Source organism: Ekhidna sp., from assembly GCF_965228795.1.
Lineage (GTDB): Bacteria > Bacteroidota > Bacteroidia > Cytophagales > Cyclobacteriaceae > Ekhidna.
Genome location: NZ_OZ245839.1, coordinates 4,369,514 through 4,391,266 on the forward strand (window position 1 = coordinate 4,369,514; position 21,753 = coordinate 4,391,266).

The 21,753-nt window shown below is 45.2% G+C and carries 7 protein-coding genes; 3 read left to right on the top strand and 4 right to left on the bottom strand.

What is annotated here, in order from left to right; genetic code table 11:
- Entirely contained in the window at positions 1-405 is a 405-nt protein-coding gene (locus ACQK2H_RS19720; RefSeq protein ID WP_425393106.1) for a hypothetical protein, read from the top strand.
- Positions 406-413: 8 nt separating this feature from the next.
- Here the strand turns inward: ACQK2H_RS19720 and cysS are convergent, their stop codons facing one another.
- A complete protein-coding gene (gene cysS, locus ACQK2H_RS19725) occupies positions 414-1,898 on the bottom strand; it encodes a cysteine--tRNA ligase (protein ID WP_425393107.1) in 1,485 nt (494 codons plus the stop codon).
- A gap of 157 nt (positions 1,899-2,055) precedes the next feature.
- Here cysS and ACQK2H_RS19730 point away from each other — a divergent pair, with 157 nt between their 5' ends.
- A complete protein-coding gene (locus tag ACQK2H_RS19730; protein ID WP_425393108.1) occupies positions 2,056-5,037 on the top strand; it encodes a CHAT domain-containing tetratricopeptide repeat protein in 2,982 nt (993 codons plus the stop codon).
- Positions 5,038-5,050: 13 nt separating this feature from the next.
- Positions 5,051-9,121 carry an OmpA family protein gene (locus ACQK2H_RS19735; RefSeq protein ID WP_425393109.1) on the top strand — a complete coding sequence of 1,357 codons (4,071 nt, stop codon included), beginning with the start codon at positions 5,051-5,053 and terminating at the stop codon, positions 9,119-9,121.
- A 5-nt stretch (positions 9,122-9,126) separates the two neighbouring features.
- Here ACQK2H_RS19735 and ACQK2H_RS19740 read toward each other — a convergent pair whose 3' ends face one another.
- From ACQK2H_RS19740 to ACQK2H_RS19750, 3 genes are read right to left on the bottom strand one after another with little or no spacing between them, the layout of a single operon-like run.
- Positions 9,127-10,164, bottom strand: a complete 1,038-nt coding sequence (locus ACQK2H_RS19740) for a PorP/SprF family type IX secretion system membrane protein (protein WP_425393110.1) — start codon at positions 10,162-10,164, stop codon at positions 9,127-9,129.
- Positions 10,161-11,387, bottom strand: coding sequence for a gliding motility-associated C-terminal domain-containing protein (locus tag ACQK2H_RS19745; RefSeq protein WP_425393111.1), 1,227 nt, complete (start codon positions 11,385-11,387; stop codon positions 10,161-10,163). The genes ACQK2H_RS19740 and ACQK2H_RS19745 overlap by 4 nt, the downstream gene beginning before the upstream one ends.
- A gap of 2 nt (positions 11,388-11,389) precedes the next feature.
- The gene (locus ACQK2H_RS19750) at positions 11,390-21,682 is read right to left on the bottom strand and encodes a hypothetical protein (RefSeq protein ID WP_425393112.1); all 10,293 of its coding nucleotides are present in this window, start codon (positions 21,680-21,682) and stop codon (positions 11,390-11,392) included.
- Between the last annotated feature and the right edge of the window lie 71 nt (positions 21,683-21,753).

Below are 21,753 nucleotides of genomic sequence, written 5' to 3' on the forward strand. Positions count from 1 at the left end.
TTGAATAAAGAAAGAATTATTCAGACTATGAAGGGAAAACATGTGGTCATTTTTCTAATTATTGTAGTAGCTTGTTATGGATTAATAAATGGGCTTCAGCAGCTTTTAGCAAGGCCTGAATTATGGAGTGAAAGTGATAACGAAATTCTTGTCAATAAGTGCATAAAGGATGCTGGTAAAACTGCTACTAAAGATCCTGATTTAACAAAAGAGTATTGTATCTGCACGACAAAAAAAATTCAAGAAAATTTTTCTAAACAAGAATATTTACGAATCTCTAGTGAATCAACAGGAAAACAATTTCAAGAAATTATGCCAGTGATTGAAACATGCCTCAAAGAATTAGAGCAAAAAATTAAGGGCAATAAAAACAATCTTCAAATCCCCAATTCGAATCAATCGTAAATCAAAGATCACTCTTCAAACGCCCACTCAATCTTTTCTTTCATGTCCTTTACCACAATACCTTCTGCTTTTAGCTCAGCACGTAGCTTGTCCACCCGCTCAAAATCACGGTTAAACTTCGCGTCTTTGTACTCGCCTAAGATCGTATCGATTAGCGCTTTGTAATCCACATCCGCTTCGACTTTCAGGCCTAACACATCCTCAGCAAAACCAAGAAACGTTTCTTTCATTCGCTTAAACGTCTCTTCACCGATTTCGCCATATTTCAGCTGTCCGGTGTGTAAGGAGTTGATCTTCTTTACCAGATTGAACAGGTGCCCGATCGTCAGCGCCGTGTTGAAATCATCGTTCATCGCATAATAGCAGTTGTCGCACATCTTGTTGATCTGCTCTACTTGCTTTTCATTCAGATCGCTATCATCCTTCTTCCATTCCATCTCTTGCATCAAACGCATACCATTGGCCAAACGCACATATCCCTTCCTTGAAGCCTCCAGCGCTTCGTTGGAAAAGTCAAGTGTACTCGCGTAATGTGATTGCATCATAAAGAAACGAACGGTCATGGGGCTATAGCCTCGCTCAAGCAGTTCATGATCGCCTGACATCAATTCTCTTGGGAGGAATGAATTGCCTAATGACTTGCTCATCTTTTGCCCATTCACCGTGAGCATGTTGGTATGTAGCCAGTACCTGGCTCCACCTTTCCCATGGGTTCCGGCATTTTGAGCAATCTCACATTCATGGTGTGGAAACTGTAAATCCATTCCTCCACCATGAATATCAAATTCTTCGCCCAGGTATTTGGTACTCATTACCGAGCACTCTAAATGCCAACCCGGAAAGCCATCACTCCATTCTGTTTTCCATCGCATGATATGTTCAGGTGCAGCCTTCTTCCACAGCGCAAAGTCTAATGGATTACGCTTATCGCCCCCACCATCAAGATCACGAGTCTCGCTCATCAGATCTTCAATTTTTCTTCCTGAAAGCTTGCCATATGAATGATCAGACTCGTTGTGATATTTCTCTACATCGAAATATACCGATCCATTCGACTCGTAAGCATACCCATTATCAATGAGTTTTTTAGTCATCTCTATCTGCTCCATCAGGTGTCCAATAGCAGAGGGCTCTATGTCGGGTGGGATGGCATTGAATAACTTCATCACATCATGAAAATCATTGGCATATAGCTGCACGATCTCCATCGGTTCCAGCTGATCCAGCTTGGCTTTCTTTGAGATTTTATCTTCACCTGTATCCGATAAATGGCCCACATCAGTGATATTACGCACATATCGAACCTTGTACCCAATGAAACTCAGGTAGCGATACACCACATCAAAGCTTAGGAATGTTCGCACGTTTCCAAGATGCACATTGCTATATACGGTCGGTCCACAAACGTACATTCCAACATGCGGGGGGTGAAGTGGTTGGAACTCTTCCTTTTGTCTCGTCAGTGAGTTATAAACTTTTAGTTTTCCGATCATAGTCCTGTTTTGTCTGGCAAAGAAAGGCATTTACCGAAAAATTAACATCCAGGTTGCTCAATCCTTTTTAACTGCAAAAAATTCTTGGTTTCATTCTATGTTCAATTTATCATTTGCTAATTAACGTAGTAGCTTAGTGGTAGTATTTAAATCCACCATGAAAGACGTACTCGCCTGTATATTATTTTCATTGGTAATCGGGTTTTCTAACGCTCAAAATATTGACGGACTAATTGCCCAAGCGGAAGAAAATCTTGAAAAAAACCATTGGGAACAAGCACTAGATAATTTCAACTCTATCATTGAAAAGCATGTTGATGATTTGACATATCATCAACGGGCTAATATTTATAATGATCTCGGGTATCTGAATCTTCAATTGCTAGATCCATTTGAAGCAGAACGCAACCTCAACCTAGCCATACTATACCATGAGGAGGCAGGCATTCCCAATCAAAAGGATTATGCAGACGCACTATTGAATATGGGCGTTCTCTATATGGAACAGGTTGAGTATGACCTTTCCAGACAGTACATTCAAAAATCTCTTGACATATATGATCAACTTCCGGGTGATAAGACAGACTATTGGATTGCTCGATCAAAGCTTGGATTCCTTTACGAGGATGCAGGATCCTATACGTTAGCATTAAGTATCTATAACAATTGCTATGATCAGTTAATTGCATTGGGGAACGAGCTTTCGCCTGATTTCGCGGAAATCTCTATGCACAAAGGTCGAATCCTTATGCTAACCGGAGACCCTATAGAAGGAGAAAAATTCATCAACCTAAGTTCTACTATTTACAGTTCTTTAGGGCCCAATTTTGCCGTAGAGCAGGCTGAATCTCTAGAGCATTTAGCGATCTTTTACGAAAGAATGGGAAGGTACGGTGATGCTGAGAAAACGCTTCTTGAAGTACTAAGACTCAAAAGGAGTATTCCTGATGAAGCTGACATTTTGATCATCGAAACACTAAATGACCTGGGCATTCTGTACCATCAGATTGGCAACCATGAGAAAGCCACTGAGATGTTTGGTGAGGTAGTAAGGGAAAGTGAAGAGAATATGGGAACTGATCATCCTTTTTATGCAACTGCTAAAAACAACCTGGGGACACTGGCCTTAGCGGAAGGAAAAGTATCTGTCGCCCGTGACATGTTTGTAGATGCTCTGGAAACTTATAAAATCAAATTTGGAAGTACACACCCACTTTATGCCAACACACTGAATAACCTCGCTCGTGTGGAGCGTGTGCTGGGGAATGTGTCAATGGCTGAAAATTACTACAAGGAAGTACTTAGCATAGATGAGAAAGTCTATGGAAAAGAGCACCCGGATTACGCAACTACATTGATTAACCTCGGTGTTTTGTATAGTTCGAGCAACCGAGAAGAAGAGGCAGAAAACTATTACAGGGAAGCAGTAGACATTCGTGAGCGAGTGTTGGGAGTAAATCACCCTGCGTACGGTAGCGCTTTAGAATATATGGGAATGCATTGCATTGCTGTGGGGGATGATGCAGATGCTGAAAAATTCTTAAGAAAGGCAGTAGAAATTCAAGTCGGTCAAATCGGAACATTATTCCCAATAATGACTGAACAAGAAAAGTTGGCCTTTTATCAAAGCATCAAGTCCAATGTAGACAGGTACAATTATATCGCGTTTAAGCAACTTGATCAGAATCCTGAATTAATCAAAACCATATTTGATTTTCAACTCAGAACAAAAACCATCCTTTTCAGCACGTCTCATAAGGTTAAAGAAACTGTTTTTGAAAGCACTGATGAGCTACTAAAAGAGCAGTATAGGCGCTGGCAATCTGACAAGAGGCTACTAGCGAGCTATTATCAAATGGGGATTCAGGCGCTTGAGCAGCAAAACGTGAATCTTCAGTATGAAGAGTCTAAAGTAAAGCAACAGGAAAAAGAGCTGGCCAAGCTTCTTGATAATTTCGAAGGCGCTATTCAAACGAATGATCGTGATTGGAAAGCAGTCCAGGAGTATGTGAAACCAGATGAAGCAATCATAGAAATTATTAGAATCCATGAATTCGAATCCTTGACTAAATCTGAAGGCACGCTCTTTGGCTTTACTGATTATACAAAGTACTTAGCCATTATTTTCCAGCCGGGCGAAAGCGGACCTTCGTTTGTTGTTTTAGGAGATGATTATAAAACGGACGAACAGCATTATGCCATGTATAAAAACGCAATGCTTTATAATGTTGACGAAACAGAAACATATCAAGCTTTTTGGGAACCAATTGACAAAGAAATCGATGATGTATCATCTGTAAGAGTGTCCCCTGATGGTATCTTTCAAAAGATCAATCCCAATGCATTTGCAACACCAAATGGAGATCACGTAATTGATAAATATTATGTAACCTATTTGACAAGCACGAATGATCTTTTTAGACCGGAGGCACAAGTGTTTAATAAAAAATCATACTTGTTTGGCAATCCGGTATTCAATCCTGATCAAGTAGATGACAAACTAAATCTCGCACCATTACAAGGAACAGAATCCGAAATCAGTCAGATTGGAAGTATCCTTAACGATGAATGGAACGTTAAAACATACTTGAGACAAGATGCTAATGAATTGCGAATGAGGTCTGCATATAACCCCACAGTGCTCCATATCGCCTCACATGGTTTTTTTACTGATAGGTACAATTTTGTAGCAGCCAATAGCCCTATCAATAATCCTCTTTTCAAATCAGGAATATATTTATCAGGGGCTTCCGTCACTTTTTCCAGGTACGTTGATGGCATACCAACTATCTCTGAAAATGATGGCATTCTTACTGCCTATGAAGCAATGAATCTGGATCTTAGCAGGACACGACTAGTTGTGCTATCAGCGTTTGATTCAGAATTGGAAGACAATGAAAATGCAGAAGGCCTCTACGGTTTACATAGGGCATTCACTGTTGCTGGTGCACGAAATATCATCATCAGCTTAACCAAAGTTGATGACACTGCTGCCAGTGAATTGATGGTGCATTTTTATAAGAAATTTAATGAAACAGGTAAGGTGAGTGAGTCTTTAAAACACGCTCAGCTTAAATTGAAAGAAAAATATGACGACCCCAAAGTGTGGGGCGCCTTTATACTAACAGGTAATGGGTAAAAAAATTGAAGTTATGAAAAAGTTATTCGTTCTATTAGCAGTGGTTACTGCATTTAGTGCCTTTTCACAGCCGGATGTTCAACGATCAACTAAAATGACAATTTTAGGAGATGACTACTTCCAAGTTAAAAATTATATCGATGCGATTGGGTACTATAAGGCTGCCATTGAGACAAATCCAAAGAACACTAAAGCTCAATACAAATTAGCTGAAAGCTATCGACTTATTCAGGATTACGAAAGTGCTGAATATCATTATGAAACAATCGCACAGGAACAGGATATGAGATTCCCATTAGCCGGATTTCACTATGCCTCCATGCAAAAATTAAAAGGTAGATATGAGTCAGCACTTAAAGGTTTTAAGGCCTTCAGACAGTTCCTGGTCGAAAATGATTTACATGAATCTGATGAATTCAGGTCCTACTATAAACAAGCAAAAATTGAAATTGACGGGTGTCAGCTTGCATTGAACCAAATTACCCTTGTTCATCCTGATCATCAATTTCAACCATTATCTGCTCCACTAAACTCTGAATACAATGATTATGCTGCTTTCAGTGTAGGATCTGACGGAGTTGTATGTTTAACATCAGCAAGAGGAAGCGGAAAAAGTAGTTTAGTTGATAAGCAATTCGGGGAGTCTTTTGCTGATCTGTTCAGGTTTGAAAATAAGAATGGTACTTGGGAAGAATACGATCAGGGAGATCGATTTGAAAAAATCATTAACACAAAATATGGAGATGGTTCAGGATCATTCAATAGAGAGCGAACCAAGTTCTACTATACAAATTGCGACGATGATTTAGAGGTTTGCCACATCTATATTTCGAAATTGGAAGGTGGAAGATGGAGTGAACCAAAACCTTTGAATTCAAACATCAACGATTATGAAACCAACTCGAAGCACCCAAACCTTACACCAGGCGGTGACACACTCTTTTTTGTCTCCGACAGAGAAGGAGGCTTTGGTCAGCTTGATATTTATATGAGTATCAATGCCGGGGAAGATAATTGGGGGATACCCGTTAACCTAGGCCCTCAAATCAACACTCCTTTCAATGAAGTATCTCCATTTTATGATCCGGGAGAGCAAGTGCTATTTTTCTCATCAGATGGTCATAGAGGTTTTGGCGGATACGACATATATGTTGCTCGAGGAACCAAATTTGAATCTGCTGAAATCTATAATGCCGGAATCCCTTTTAACTCATATAAGGACGATATTTTCTTCTTTTTAGGCAATAAGCAAGGTTATCTCTCATCCAATAGAGAGGATGAAAATGCGGTTGGTAAGTTCGATATCTATGGTTTTAATATTCGATCCAAAAGCTCGATTATCTCTGACGTTTCCAATGAGGGCACCATTGCCGGAAGAAACTCACTGTTTACCGACGATTACAATTTTGATAGCAATGAAACGGAGATAATCAATCAGATCATCTCCAGGATGCTTTCATCGTCTGTGTCTGATGTGGAATTGATATTGACTCAAAGACAGCTTGAAGTTTATAATGCACTGAGTGAAGATGATAAAGAGCGTATCAAAAAAATCGTAAACGCTAGGGTTCGAAAAATGACCAGCAATATGATCAGGTCTATTCGAACAGAGGATGATTACTACTACCAGCAACTCAGTACCGATAAGCGTAGAAAAGTGGACAACATAGTGTCTACCTATCTGGAGCAACAAGGCATGGGTAATAGTGTGAATCTGAGTAATGAGGTATTTAGCTTCTACAGCGGAGTTAGTAATGACGAGCGAGAAAAAATTGACATTTTAATATCGGATCGATTGAAAAATGCTCAGGATTTCACTCCTGCTACACCGACATACAATTCCTTCGCACCTAAGGAGCAAAAAAGTCTGGATGGAATTGCTATTAAATATCTAAAGCAAAAACGAAACTTAGAAAGCATCGCTCTGGATATGAATGAAAAAGTCTTTATGAGAGACAATAAGGAGACGAGGGGAGATGACGTAAATGCAGCGGTTAGAGAAAGACTAATTGGCTTAAGTAACGAAGAAAAATACCGACTGGTTAAAGAAGATCGTGACTTCTATGAAACACTTACGGAAGAAGAAAAAGAGAAGTTGAAATCAATCGCTCAAACCTTTATGCTTTCTGATTTATCAAACTTTGACCAAAACGTAAGCAACTCAGACCTAGACGTATTTAAGAATAAAAACTCCCAGGATCAAAACAGACTGGACAAGCTTCTTTTAAAGCAAATATCGAATCTTGCAAACTCCAGTATCTACTTAACAGAAACCACTTTCTCACAATCTGAACTACAAGCAGCATTGAGTGAGACTTCTGAAGAAACAGTAGATAAGCTTCTGGAAATGCGACCTGGCTTGTCGGACTTCCAAAGAAAAGCAGTGGAAAGATTCGTAAAGACTGCATATGACTCATATCTGGGAGAAGCAAAACCAATCTTTTTTGATACGACACCAACTGTCGTATCCACTCCGGGTGTTGGCGGTGGAGATCCTTCCGCTCGATTGACCGATGCAGACGTCAATCAGTACGAAACACTAAGTGAAAGTAAAAAGCGAGCTATTGATAACTTAATCGCACTGGATTACATAGTATCAGAGTACCAGGACAGATCTGTTAAGCTTAGTGATGAACATAAGAAAACTAAGCTGAGTGGTGAAGAAAAAGTACACGTTGCAGCTCTTGCTAAAAAAGTATCAGGTGGAGAAATAAAGCCTGCAGAACAAGCCTATATAAGAAGTGCTTTTGTGTATTATAATAACCTATCTCAGGATCGAAAAGCATTTATCAACAGAGTAGTTCTCGACAAAGGATTGCCGAAAAGAAATAGCAATTACGTACTGCCTGAAGCTGATGCTCGAGCCAGAACCACACTGTCAGTAAGTGAAAAAGACCTCATGGATCGTATAAAAAGATTCAGGTTTAATAATGACCGAATTCTTACTGAGAATTTGGCACTGGATGCAAAAGATGTAGATGAAGCGCCTGTAGATTTAATAGCCTTGGCAGGTAGTGTTCCTCCAAGTGGAGATCCTGGAGCTGAAAAGATAATGGGTGCTGAAGATATTCTCGCTTCTGAGGAATTGGATGAAATTAAAATTACTCTTCCAATCAATAGAATTGAAGGGTATGATGAGATCACTATTACAGGGAAACTTGTTGGGTCCGGCTCAGGATCACCTTTATCATCTTACCCGATTAAACTTATCCAATTTGATAATACAAAAACGGTTATAGAAGGGTATACAAATGCTTCCGGCGAGTTTGAATTCAAGGTTACCCCGGAGAAGTATGACCTTACCTTTAAAAAAGCCAGTGCTTCTGAGTCTGTTGTACTTGAAGATTTCAATGTCGAAGGCAGAAGAGAAAAAGAAGCCGGAGTTTATACCAATGCGACTCGTGCGTTTTTTGATGTGAACTCTTCTGAGCTACGTCCGGAAGTAAAAATACTTCTCGATGATGTGGTTGCTTCCTTTAGAAAATCAGGAAATAAAATAGAAATAGAATCACATACTGATGATACAGGAGCGGCAGAGTACAACCTTATTTTAAGTAAGGATCGAGGTTATTCTGCTAGAGATTATTTAATTAACAAAGGTGTAGATCAGTCAAAAATATCTGTTATTTGGCATGGATCTGAAAAACCAATCGCCGACAATAATAATCCATACGGTCGTCAATTGAATAGAAGGATTGATATCAGATTAATTGGTAACCGAAGAGAATCTTTTGGTAATTTTTACCTCGTTCGCCCGGGTGCCACAGTTACTAAAATTGCTTCTAGCATGGGTGTGGCAGAAAGCCATATTAAGACTGTCAATGGGTTAGGTGCTGATGGTCTGCAAGCATATAAGCCAATTAGATTGATAAAAAGTGGAGAGATAGAAGCAGACTTTAACCTTGTAGTGCCTGCAGATATCAAGAGTGGTAGCGACTTTATATACACCGTTCAACCAGGAGATGATTTAACAATCGTATCTGAGAAGTTTAATGTTCCGGAGGAATTGATTATGGAACAAAACGGACTTAACAGCACGGAGCTTGAGCCGGGAACAAGGCTAATAATCTATCCGAAAAATTAATTGATTTAGAATAACGGATTGGAAAGCTTCTTTATATCCAGGTTTCTTCCAAGCGAATAATGAAGGGAAATTTCCATTGAATTTTGCGCCAGATCTACTCCCTTTTCTGGCGCAAACAATGTGCTGTTCATATCATAACTCACTCTCACGGTTAAAGCATTTGCTTTAATACCTCCCATGAAGATGAAAGAATCTCTGTATCGATACCAAACCCCGCCAAGCAACTGAGTTCCTCGTGCTCTGTACCTATCTGTATTTGGAGCATATGCTACGTTTAGCCCGGCATTAAATTGTTGGTTTTGACGGATGTAGAGGTAAAGCAGACTTGGTGTAACGTAGAGTTTGTTAAACTTAAACTCAACTCCTCCATTATATTTCAAAAGCATTGGTTCAATACTTTCTGCATCTGAAGTAAAAGAGGTGTTTGGTCGATTGAGATTGGTTGCGGAGAAACCCAAAAACGCACTGTAATTGTGCAACAAATAATTACGCTCCGGATTATAATAATACATGATTCCTGCATTTACCACCAGGTTTTGTTGCTGTTCATCAAACTCCGTGACGGGAACAGGTAAAGTATCATCAAACCCATAAAAAATATTGTATTGTGATCCCCATGCCAGTTTGCTAAAGTCTAAGGATCTAATTTCATATCCAACCTGGGCGCCAATGGATATGATATAGGAATCAAGTAGTCCAAGCTTCAAATTATGTGCGTAATTCAAATAAGCTGAGTTTTTTTGATAAACCCCACGAAAGCCGAATTTCTCATTAAAGGCCATAATTCCTGCTCCGCCTATTGATTGCTCAAAATCTCCATTAGGTTTAACAGGGAATATGAAGGAAACCTGTGTCAATTCATTGATTACATCTACGCTTTGAAGCTGCCTTTTATGATTCATGTGCAAGGCAGGATCATTATAGATGCCACTAAAAGCAGGGTTTAAGTAAAGAGAAGCAGCGTAATATTGTGAAAATTGAGCATTCTGACCAAAAGCTTTAATCACCAGAATCAACAACAATATGGTAGTAAACTTTTTCATTTCACAAGGTAGAATGCTCCTTTTGTTTGGATTGGCAATCCGGTCTCAAACTGAAACCTGATCGTGTAATAATATAAACCGGCAGGCTCTTCAGCCCCCGTACTCTGGTTTTCACCATCCCAACCAATCGTATTGGCTTCCAGAAATGAGTCTGTTGAATAAACAACTACTCCGTATCGATTATAGACCTGTAGGTTAAAGCCAGACTCAGAAATTTGCTCACCAAAGACTTTGAATGTTTGATTATTAGGGTCGCTTGCATTGGGAGAAAAAGCTTCCGGTATGTAATAGATGCCTTCATTTGGCACAGTAGGTGCCAACCCAACAGCAAAGTAATGATCTAAGGCCGGATCAGGATCAAATCGCATTTCACTAAAGATCTGTCCAAACGTCAAAGAATCAGAGTTGAGCAATCGATCAACTCCCAGCGATCGAAATTCTTCAGCCGGATCATTGGAATATGCTAGTGCAGGAGAATTAACCCTATGCCTAATGTTGTTAATAATTCGCAGCTCAGACAAATCATGCTCATCAAAGTCTATTCGAACGTGTGTTCTGTCCGGGTTTCCGTTTAGCACTTTTATGTTCCAAAGCCCTCGATGAGAAACTCCAATAAGGCTATCTCCAGGAGCTGGGTCAGTTGGATGTTCACGCGTAAAACTTCCAGATATTTCGGAATCAGCTCCTCTTACATCCAGCAAATAAATTGGATGATAAACGCCTTCATCTCCTAATGGGAAAAGCTTCTCTCCACTTCCCATATGAATGAGTGTTCCCTCGAAATGAGAGAACTTAGAACCCCCAACCACTCTGGCATTGCTTTCGAGTACAAACCTTGTGTTATCAGATATTTTTATATTTCCAGACTTTAGATCCAGTCTTTCTAAAACAATATACTCGGTACCCGGAAAATCCACGTTACCATTTGCATTATCAATAACTAGCTCTCTTAAAGTAAGGCTCGGCGGAGCTACACGCTGATTACTGTTTCCTAGTAGTCTGAGTGAGCCTTCTAATCCATTGTAATTGTTATTTATAGTCCAGTCTTTATACAAGGTTAGTGTGCCATTATTCTGTATGATCCCTTCATTCTCTAGATTAGGGCCTACTTCTAGATTGGCTCCTTCAGCAATATGCAAAATGGTGTTAGAAGGCACATATAACTGAGCCTGGCAGTATGCTGACAAAAGAAGAATGAGCGATATGGGAATTAATGTTCTCATTATTAATTATTAGATCTATAAAGTTCTACCCAATTCGTACCAGTCCAAATCAATGATAGAGTATCACCTGTCGAATTAGGAGTCCAATTGCCAGCAAGATTAACATTACCTCCATCGGCAAGTGTGATCCCGCCTGTATAGGTGCCTATGGCAAGAACAAGCATTTGTCCCTGTTTATTTCCATTTCCGATTGTGAAGGTTGTTGCACCAGCATGTGTATCATTAATTGTTCTAAATGATCGATTTTGGATTGCTACATTAACTCCATTTGATGCTACTGGTGCCACAAAATTTGATAAAGCTAAGGCACCATCGACAGTTGCTGAAGTGTTTGCTGTATTCGCTGCTGCACCACTTAATGTGGTCGCTGAGTTAACCGAATTATTACCAACGCTAATATTTCTGGCAGCTGCTCCTGTTCCAATATTAATCGCATTTGCATCAGCGTTATTACCAATATTGATAGCTCCTGAGGAGGCATTGATTTCTACCGTGCTACTGGATGCATCCAATGTTACAGATGTCCCATCAATATCTGCTACGGCATTTGCCGTAAGAGTCAGATTACCAGTTGTTGATGAAACTGTATTTCCATCCAAACTAAGGTTATCAATTGCTACTACTCCACTACCTCCAGGTGTAATACTAATGTCGGAATTACCACCAGAGTTTATAGTGACTCCTGTATTTCCATCTAAATCTAAATTTCCGGCAGAATTAGCAGCAAGTGTCCCACTAGTTGTTGTAGATAAAGTAAGGTTTGAAGATGTGGTATTGATTGTTGATGCTGCACCAGCCTCTATGGAAACTGCACCTCCGGCATCCATATCAATACCTCCATTGGTAGCATTAATATCAATCGCATCTGTTACAGATTCCGCACCAGTTAGAACAATTGATCCCGCAGAAGCATTTGTTGTGATGTCTCCACTTGTAGCCGCATCGATAGTCACTCCTGTATTTCCATCAAGATCTAAGATGCCTACAGAGTTTGCTGCTAGTGTGCCACTTGTGGTAGTTGAAAGCGTGAGATTTGCAGATGTCGTATTAATTGTTGAGGCCGCTCCTCCCTGGATGGAAACTGCTCCACCTGCCGCTATATCTACAACCCCGCCAGCATCTATATCTACACCCCCTCCAACATTATTCGCATTAAGAACAATTGCATTCGAAATTGCATCTGTCGATGTTAGTGAAATCTGTTCTGTTCCGGACACAGTCAATGCATTGTTTCCTGATGTAGTAATTGTATTTCCAACATTATAGGCTGCCTGAAGTGATGATGGAGTGGCTGACTCTACAGCTGTTTCTAAATCTTGCAATGCTCCTTTTATTGTCTCATTGTCATCAATAGTTGATCCGGAGAAAGCACCCAAGTTAAGGGCACTTGCTCCAGCACCGGTCAATGTCTCTAGACTACCTATATCTGCAAAATTTGTATTAATAGTTGTTATGTTGGTAGAAACCTGACCATCCAGGTCATCGAGTGCTTCTTTTATTGTTGCATCGTCTGCTACAACTATTCCATCCCCAAATGTTCCAAGGGCTGAGTTGTTTGTTATTAATGTGCCGTCTTCATCAGGTACAGTCAACACACTCTGCTGACCTGCAGTAACACTGTTCATATCAAACACCGCCGTAGCTGTCGTATTCGTCTCATCTCGCAACGTGAACGAATCATCGTCCTGCGTCAGCGTGGAACTGTTGATCACTGAACCCGCTACAGTAGCCCCATCAATGGTTCCTCCGTCAATATCCGCTGTAGTGATCGTTACCGCTGCTATCGTTCCCCCCTCTACTTTATCACCACTGATCGCATCGTTATCCAAAGTCAGCGTCTGACCCGTCATGTTGATGTCTGATGTAGCAATGGTCGCCCCATCGATCGTGCCACTGTTGATGTCTACATTCGTGAGGTCTACGTTGTTTGCATCCAGGGCCGTGCCACCAAACGTTCCGATGGTTGCCGTATTGATGGTCGTCGCGTTGATCGTGCCGCCTTCTACCACATCTCCACTGATCTGATCGTTCGCCAACGTCAACGTGCCCGCACTCACATCCAAAGTTTCGGTTGCGCCTAAGGTCACCGTGCTGCCATCGTCACTCAACGTTCCATCCACTAAGTCCGTGCCGTCCCATCTCGGTACCGCATTGGCTGCAGTCATACTTACCTCGTCTGCCGCGCTGATATCACTGGTCAAGGCGATTGTGCCATCCGCATCAGGTACAGTCAACACACTCTGCTGACCTGCAGTAACACTGTTCATATCAAACACCGCCGTAGCTGTCGTATTCGTCTCATCTCGCAACGTGAACGAATCATCGTCCTGCGTCAGCGTGGAACTGTTGATCACTGAACCCGCTACAGTAGCACCATCAATGGTTCCTCCGTCAATATCCGCTGTAGTGATCGTTACCGCTGCTATCGTTCCCCCCTCTACTTTATCACCACTGATCGCATCGTTATCCAAAGTCAGCGTCTGACCCGTCATGTTGATGTCTGATGTAGCAATGGTCGCCCCATCGATCGTGCCACTGTTGATGTCTACATTCGTGAGGTCTACGTTGTTTGCATCCAGGGCCGTGCCACCAAACGTTCCGATGGTTGCCGTATTGATGGTCGTCGCGTTGATCGTGCCGCCTTCTACCACATCTCCACTGATCTGATCGTTCGCCAACGTCAACGTGCCCGCACTCACATCCAAAGTTTCGGTTGCGCCTAAGGTCACCGTGCTGCCATCGTCACTCAACGTTCCATCCACTAAGTCCGTGCCGTCCCATCTCGGTACCGCATTGGCTGCAGTCATACTTACCTCGTCTGCCGCGCTGATATCACTGGTCAAGGCGATTGTGCCATCCGCATCAGGTACAGTCAACACACTCTGCTGACCTGCAGTAACACTGTTCATATCAAACACCGCCGTAGCTGTCGTATTCGTCTCATCTCGCAACGTGAACGAATCATCGTCCTGCGTCAGCGTGGAACTGTTGATCACTGAACCCGCTACAGTAGCACCATCAATGGTTCCTCCGTCAATATCCGCTGTAGTGATCGTTACCGCTGCTATCGTTCCCCCCTCTACTTTATCACCACTGATCGCATCGTTATCCAAAGTCAGCGTCTGACCCGTCATGTTGATGTCTGATGTAGCAATGGTCGCCCCATCGATCGTGCCACTGTTGATGTCTACATTCGTGAGGTCTACGTTGTTTGCATCCAGGGCCGTGCCACCAAACGTTCCGATGGTTGCCGTATTGATGGTCGTCGCGTTGATCGTGCCGCCTTCTACCGCATCTCCACTGATCTGATCGTTCGCCAACGTCAACGTGCCCGCACTCACATCCAAAGTTTCGGTTGCGCCTAAGGTCACCGTGCTGCCATCGTCACTCAACGTTCCATCCACTAAGTCCGTGCCGTCCCATCTCGGTACCGCATTGGCTGCAGTCATACTTACCTCGTCTGCCGCGCTGATATCACTGGTCAAGGCGATTGTGCCATCCGCATCAGGTACAGTCAACACACTCTGCTGACCTGCAGTAACACTGTTCATATCAAACACCGCCGTAGCTGTCGTATTCGTCTCATCTCGCAACGTGAACGAATCATCGTCCTGCGTCAGCGTGGAACTGTTGATCACTGAACCCGCTACAGTAGCACCATCAATGGTTCCTCCGTCAATATCCGCTGTAGTGATCGTTACCGCTGCTATCGTTCCCCCCTCTACTTTATCACCACTGATCGCATCGTTATCCAAAGTCAGCGTCTGACCCGTCATGTTGATGTCTGATGTAGCAATGGTCGCCCCATCGATCGTGCCACTGTTGATGTCTACATTCGTGAGGTCTACGTTGTTTGCATCCAGGGCCGTGCCACCAAACGTTCCGATGGTTGCCGTATTGATGGTCGTCGCGTTGATCGTGCCGCCTTCTACCACATCTCCACTGATCTGATCGTTCGCCAACGTCAACGTGCCCGCACTCACATCCAAAGTTTCGGTTGCGCCTAAGGTCACCGTGCTGCCATCGTCACTCAACGTTCCATCCACTAAGTCCGTGCCGTCCCATCTCGGTACCGCATTGGCTGCAGTCATACTTACCTCGTCTGCCGCGCTGATATCACTGGTCAAGGCGATTGTGCCATCCGCATCAGGTACAGTCAACACACTCTGCTGACCTGCAGTAACACTGTTCATATCAAACACCGCCGTAGCTGTCGTATTCGTCTCATCTCGCAACGTGAACGAATCATCGTCCTGCGTCAGCGTGGAACTGTTGATCACTGAACCCGCTACAGTAGCCCCATCAATGGTTCCTCCGTCAATATCCGCTGTAGTGATCGTTACCGCTGCTATCGTTCCCCCCTCTACTTTATCACCACTGATCGCATCGTTATCCAAAGTCAGCGTCTGACCCGTCATGTTGATGTCTGATGTAGCAATGGTCGCCCCATCGATCGTGCCACTGTTGATGTCTACATTCGTGAGGTCTACGTTGTTTGCATCCAGGGCCGTGCCACCAAACGTTCCGATGGTTGCCGTATTGATGGTCGTCGCGTTGATCGTGCCGCCTTCTACCACATCTCCACTGATCTGATCGTTCGCCAACGTCAACGTGCCCGCACTCACATCCAAAGTTTCGGTTGCGCCTAAGGTCACCGTGCTGCCATCGTCACTCAACGTTCCATCCACTAAGTCCGTGCCGTCCCATCTCGGTACCGCATTGGCTGCAGTCATACTTACCTCGTCTGCCGCGCTGATATCACTGGTCAAGGCGATTGTGCCATCCGCATCAGGTACAGTCAACACACTCTGCTGACCTGCAGTAACACTGTTCATATCAAACACCGCCGTAGCTGTCGTATTCGTCTCATCTCGCAACGTGAACGAATCATCGTCCTGCGTCAGCGTGGAACTGTTGATCACTGAACCCGCTACAGTAGCACCATCAATGGTTCCTCCGTCAATATCCGCTGTAGTGATCGTTACCGCTGCTATCGTTCCCCCCTCTACTTTATCACCACTGATCGCATCGTTATCCAAAGTCAGCGTCTGACCCGTCATGTTGATGTCTGATGTAGCAATGGTCGCCCCATCGATCGTGCCACTGTTGATGTCTACATTCGTGAGGTCTACGTTGTTTGCATCCAGGGCCGTGCCACCAAACGTTCCGATGGTTGCCGTATTGATGGTCGTCGCGTTGATCGTGCCGCCTTCTACCACATCTCCACTGATCTGATCGTTCGCCAACGTCAACGTGCCCGCACTCACATCCAAAGTTTCGGTTGCGCCTAAGGTCACCGTGCTGCCATCGTCACTCAACGTTCCATCCACTAAGTCCGTGCCGTCCCATCTCGGTACCGCATTGGCTGCAGTCATACTTACCTCGTCTGCCGCGCTGATATCACTGGTCAAGGCGATTGTGCCATCCGCATCAGGTACAGTCAACACACTCTGCTGACCTGCAGTAACACTGTTCATATCAAACACCGCCGTAGCTGTCGTATTCGTCTCATCTCGCAACGTGAACGAATCATCGTCCTGCGTCAGCGTGGAACTGTTGATCACTGAACCCGCTACAGTAGCACCATCAATGGTTCCTCCGTCAATATCCGCTGTAGTGATCGTTACCGCTGCTATCGTTCCCCCCTCTACTTTATCACCACTGATCGCATCGTTATCCAAAGTCAGCGTCTGACCCGTCATGTTGATGTCTGATGTAGCAATGGTCGCCCCATCGATCGTGCCACTGTTGATGTCTACATTCGTGAGGTCTACGTTGTTTGCATCCAGGGCCGTGCCACCAAACGTTCCGATGGTTGCCGTATTGATGGTCGTCGCGTTGATCGTGCCGCCTTCTACCGCATCTCCACTGATCTGATCGTTCGCCAACGTCAACGTGCCCGCACTCACATCCAAAGTTTCGGTTGCGCCTAAGGTCACCGTGCTGCCATCGTCACTCAACGTTCCATCCACTAAGTCCGTGCCGTCCCATCTCGGTACCGCATTGGCTGCAGTCATACTTACCTCGTCTGCCGCGCTGATATCACTGGTCAAGGCGATTGTGCCATCCGCATCAGGTACAGTCAACACACTCTGCTGACCTGCAGTAACACTGTTCATATCAAACACCGCCGTAGCTGTCGTATTCGTCTCATCTCGCAACGTGAACGAATCATCGTCCTGCGTCAGCGTGGAACTGTTGATCACTGAACCCGCTACAGTAGCACCATCAATGGTTCCTCCGTCAATATCCGCTGTAGTGATCGTTACCGCTGCTATCGTTCCCCCCTCTACTTTATCACCACTGATCGCATCGTTATCCAAAGTCAGCGTCTGACCCGTCATGTTGATGTCTGATGTAGCAATGGTCGCCCCATCGATCGTGCCACTGTTGATGTCTACATTCGTGAGGTCTACGTTGTTTGCATCCAGGGCCGTGCCACCAAACGTTCCGATGGTTGCCGTATTGATGGTCGTCGCGTTGATCGTGCCGCCTTCTACCACATCTCCACTGATCTGATCGTTCGCCAACGTCAACGTGCCCGCACTCACATCCAAAGTTTCGGTTGCACCTAAGGTCACCGTGCTGCCATCGTCACTCAACGTTCCATCCACTAAGTCCGTGCCGTCCCATCTCGGTACCGCATTGGCTGCAGTCATACTTACCTCGTCTGCCGCGCTGATATCACTGGTCAAGGCGATTGTGCCATCCGCATCAGGTACAGTCAACACACTCTGCTGACCTGCAGTAACACTGTTCATATCAAACACCGCCGTAGCTGTCGTATTCGTCTCATCTCGCAACGTGAACGAATCATCGTCCTGCGTCAGCGTGGAACTGTTGATCACTGAACCCGCTACAGTAGCACCATCAATGGTTCCTCCGTCAATATCCGCTGTAGTGATCGTTACCGCTGCTATCGTTCCCCCCTCTACTTTATCACCACTGATCGCATCGTTATCCAAAGTCAGCGTCTGACCCGTTAGGTTAATGTCTGATGTAGCAATGGTCGCCCCATCGATCGTGCCACTGTTGATGTCTACATTCGTGAGGTCTACGTTGTTTGCATCCAGGGCCGTGCCACCAAACGTTCCGATGGTTGCCGTATTGATGGTCGTCGCGTTGATCGTGCCGCCTTCTACCACATCTCCACTGATCTGATCGTTCGCCAACGTCAACGTGCCCGCACTCACATCCAAAGTTTCGGTTGCACCTAAGGTCACCGTGCTGCCATCGTCACTCAACGTTCCATCCACTAAGTCCGTGCCGTCCCATCTCGGTACCGCATTGGCTGCAGTCATACTTACCTCGTCTGCCGCGCTGATATCACTGGTCAAGGCGATTGTGCCATCCGCATCAGGTACAGTCAACACACTCTGCTGACCTGCAGTAACACTGTTCATATCAAACACCGCCGTAGCTGTCGTATTCGTCTCATCTCGCAACGTGAACGAATCATCGTCCTGCGTCAGCGTGGAACTGTTGATCACTGAACCCGCTACAGTAGCACCATCAATGGTTCCTCCGTCAATATCCGCTGTAGTGATCGTTACCGCTGCTATCGTTCCCCCCTCTACTTTATCACCACTGATCGCATCGTTATCCAAAGTCAGCGTCTGACCCGTTAGGTTAATGTCTGATGTAGCAATGGTCGCCCCATCGATCGTGCCACTGTTGATGTCTACATTCGTGAGGTCTACGTTGTTTGCATCCAGGGCCGTGCCACCAAACGTTCCGATGGTTGCCGTATTGATGGTCGTCGCGTTGATCGTGCCGCCTTCTACCGCATCTCCACTGATCTGATCGTTCGCCAACGTCAACGTGCCCGCACTCACATCCAAAGTTTCGGTTGCGCCTAAGGTCACCGTGCTGCCATCGTCACTCAACGTTCCATCCACTAAGTCCGTGCCGTCCCATCTCGGTACCGCATTGGCTGCAGTCATACTTACCTCGTCTGCCGCGCTGATATCACTGGTCAAGGCGATTGTGCCATCCGCATCAGGTACAGTCAACACACTCTGCTGACCTGCAGTAACACTGTTCATATCAAACACCGCCGTAGCTGTCGTATTCGTCTCATCTCGCAACGTGAACGAATCATCGTCCTGCGTCAGCGTGGAACTGTTGATCACTGAACCCGCTACAGTAGCACCATCAATGGTTCCTCCGTCAATATCCGCTGTAGTGATCGTTACCGCTGCTATCGTTCCCCCCTCTACTTTATCACCACTGATCGCATCGTTATCCAAAGTCAGCGTCTGACCCGTTAGGTTAATGTCTGATGTAGCAATGGTCGCCCCATCGATCGTGCCACTGTTGATGTCTACATTCGTGAGGTCTACGTTGTTTGCATCCAGGGCCGTGCCACCAAACGTTCCGATGGTTGCCGTATTGATGGTCGTCGCGTTGATCGTGCCGCCTTCTACCGCATCTCCACTGATCTGATCGTTCGCCAACGTCAACGTGCCCGCACTCACATCCAAAGTTTCGGTTGCGCCTAAGGTCACCGTGCTGCCATCGTCACTCAACGTTCCATCCACTAAGTCCGTGCCGTCCCATCTCGGTACCGCATTGGCTGCAGTCATACTTACCTCGTCTGCCGCGCTGATATCACTGGTCAAGGCGATTGTGCCATCCGCATCAGGTACAGTCAACACACTCTGCTGACCTGCAGTAACACTGTTCATATCAAACACCGCCGTAGCTGTCGTATTCGTCTCATCTCGCAACGTGAACGAATCATCGTCCTGCGTCAGCGTGGAACTGTTGATCACTGAACCCGCTACAGTAGCACCATCAATGGTTCCTCCGTCAATATCCGCTGTAGTGATCGTTACCGCTGCTATCGTTCCCCCCTCTACTTTATCACCACTGATCGCATCGTTATCCAAAGTCAGCGTCTGACCCGTCATGTTGATGTCTGATGTAGCAATGGTCGCCCCATCGATCGTGCCACTGTTGATGTCTACATTCGTGATCGTCTGGCTGTTCGCATCCATCGCTCCGCCTAAGGTCGTGATCGTGCCCGTCGTGATATTTGCAGTACCCAGTGTAGTAGTTCCGGTCACACCTAAGGTGCCAGCGACACTTGTATTGCCCGTGGTTGGGTCTATCGTGGTGGAGCCTACCGTCAGGTTCGCCCCCGTCACATCTAAGCCATTGTTCGCGTCCAAGTTCCCTACAACATCTACCTGATCCGTACCCGCATTCCCAAGGTTGATTACATCGGAGTTTACATTGAAGTCTTGACCGTCTACCGCTTCAACAATATCTCCATTCACATCGGTGGTCAACGCTAAGTCGCCCGTGTAGTTCGTGTTCCCCTGTAACACCACCGTACCATCCGCATCCGGTAAGGTGATCGTGCGGGCTGCCGTTGGATCTTCGATCTCAAAAGTCGTGCGGTTCGTAGCATCTGCCGTCGAACCATCAAAAACAACCGCATTCTGACCCGCTACCAACGTTCCTTCCTGCAACGTGCCATTGATCGCTACTGCATCTGATTCACCATCACCCAAAGTCACCCCATCATTGAACGTCGCTGAAGAGCCCGTCGCTACCGTCAGATTGCCCCCGTTAATATTCGTCGCGCCCGTTAGATCGATCGCATCTCCTGCCGCATTACCTATATCAATCGTGTTCGAGTTGATCGTGGTGGTCGTAGCATCGGTGGATACCGTAAGATCATCGTTGAGTGTAGTAGCTCCATCTACATTCACCACATCGTTGAAGTCCGCATTCGCATTCACTACTAAAGCATCCGCATTCGTGGCTCCTAAGGTCACATTATCGTCCGCCTGCAATAAGCCCGTCACATCCAAGCCCGCATTCGCGTCCACATTGCCTCCAAAGTCTACCTGACCTGCGCCCGTCGTAATCGTGCCATCGCCTACCGTCGTATTTACTCCATTCGCAATCGTGAACGTGCCCCCGTCTACATCCAAGCCCGCATTCGCGTCCAGGTTCCCTGCAACATCTACCTGATCCGTACCCGCATTCCCAAGGTTGATTACATCGGAGTTTACATTGAAGGCTTGACCGTCTACCGCTTCAACAATATCTCCATTCACATCGGTGGTCAACGCTAAGTCGCCCGTGTAGTTCGTGTTCCCCTGCAACACCACCGTACCATCCGCATCCGGTAAGGTGATCGTACGATCTGCCGTTGGATTCGTCACCGCAATGCGCGTCTCAAACGTGTCGTCCGTCCCGCCCTCTAATATCAAAGGGGTTGCGCCCTGGATCTCCGCATTGATACTTACATCGTCCGTGTCATCTGTACCAACCCCGATCAACCCACTGTTGATCGTCGTACTTGTCGCATTTAATGCTGTACTGTTACCCGTAAGGGTCGTCGCGCCCTGGA

Excerpts from the sequence above, each read along its gene's own strand:
- ACQK2H_RS19735 (WP_425393109.1), top strand. The coding sequence starts at position 5,051 with ATGAAAAAGTTATTCGTTCTATTAGCAGTGGTTACTGCATTTAGTGCC.
- ACQK2H_RS19745 (WP_425393111.1), bottom strand. The coding sequence starts at position 11,387 with ATGAGAACATTAATTCCCATATCGCTCATTCTTCTTTTGTCAGCATAC.
- cysS (WP_425393107.1), bottom strand. The coding sequence starts at position 1,898 with ATGATCGGAAAACTAAAAGTTTATAACTCACTGACGAGACAAAAGGAA.
- ACQK2H_RS19730 (WP_425393108.1), top strand. The coding sequence starts at position 2,056 with ATGAAAGACGTACTCGCCTGTATATTATTTTCATTGGTAATCGGGTTT.
- ACQK2H_RS19740 (WP_425393110.1), bottom strand. The coding sequence starts at position 10,164 with ATGAAAAAGTTTACTACCATATTGTTGTTGATTCTGGTGATTAAAGCT.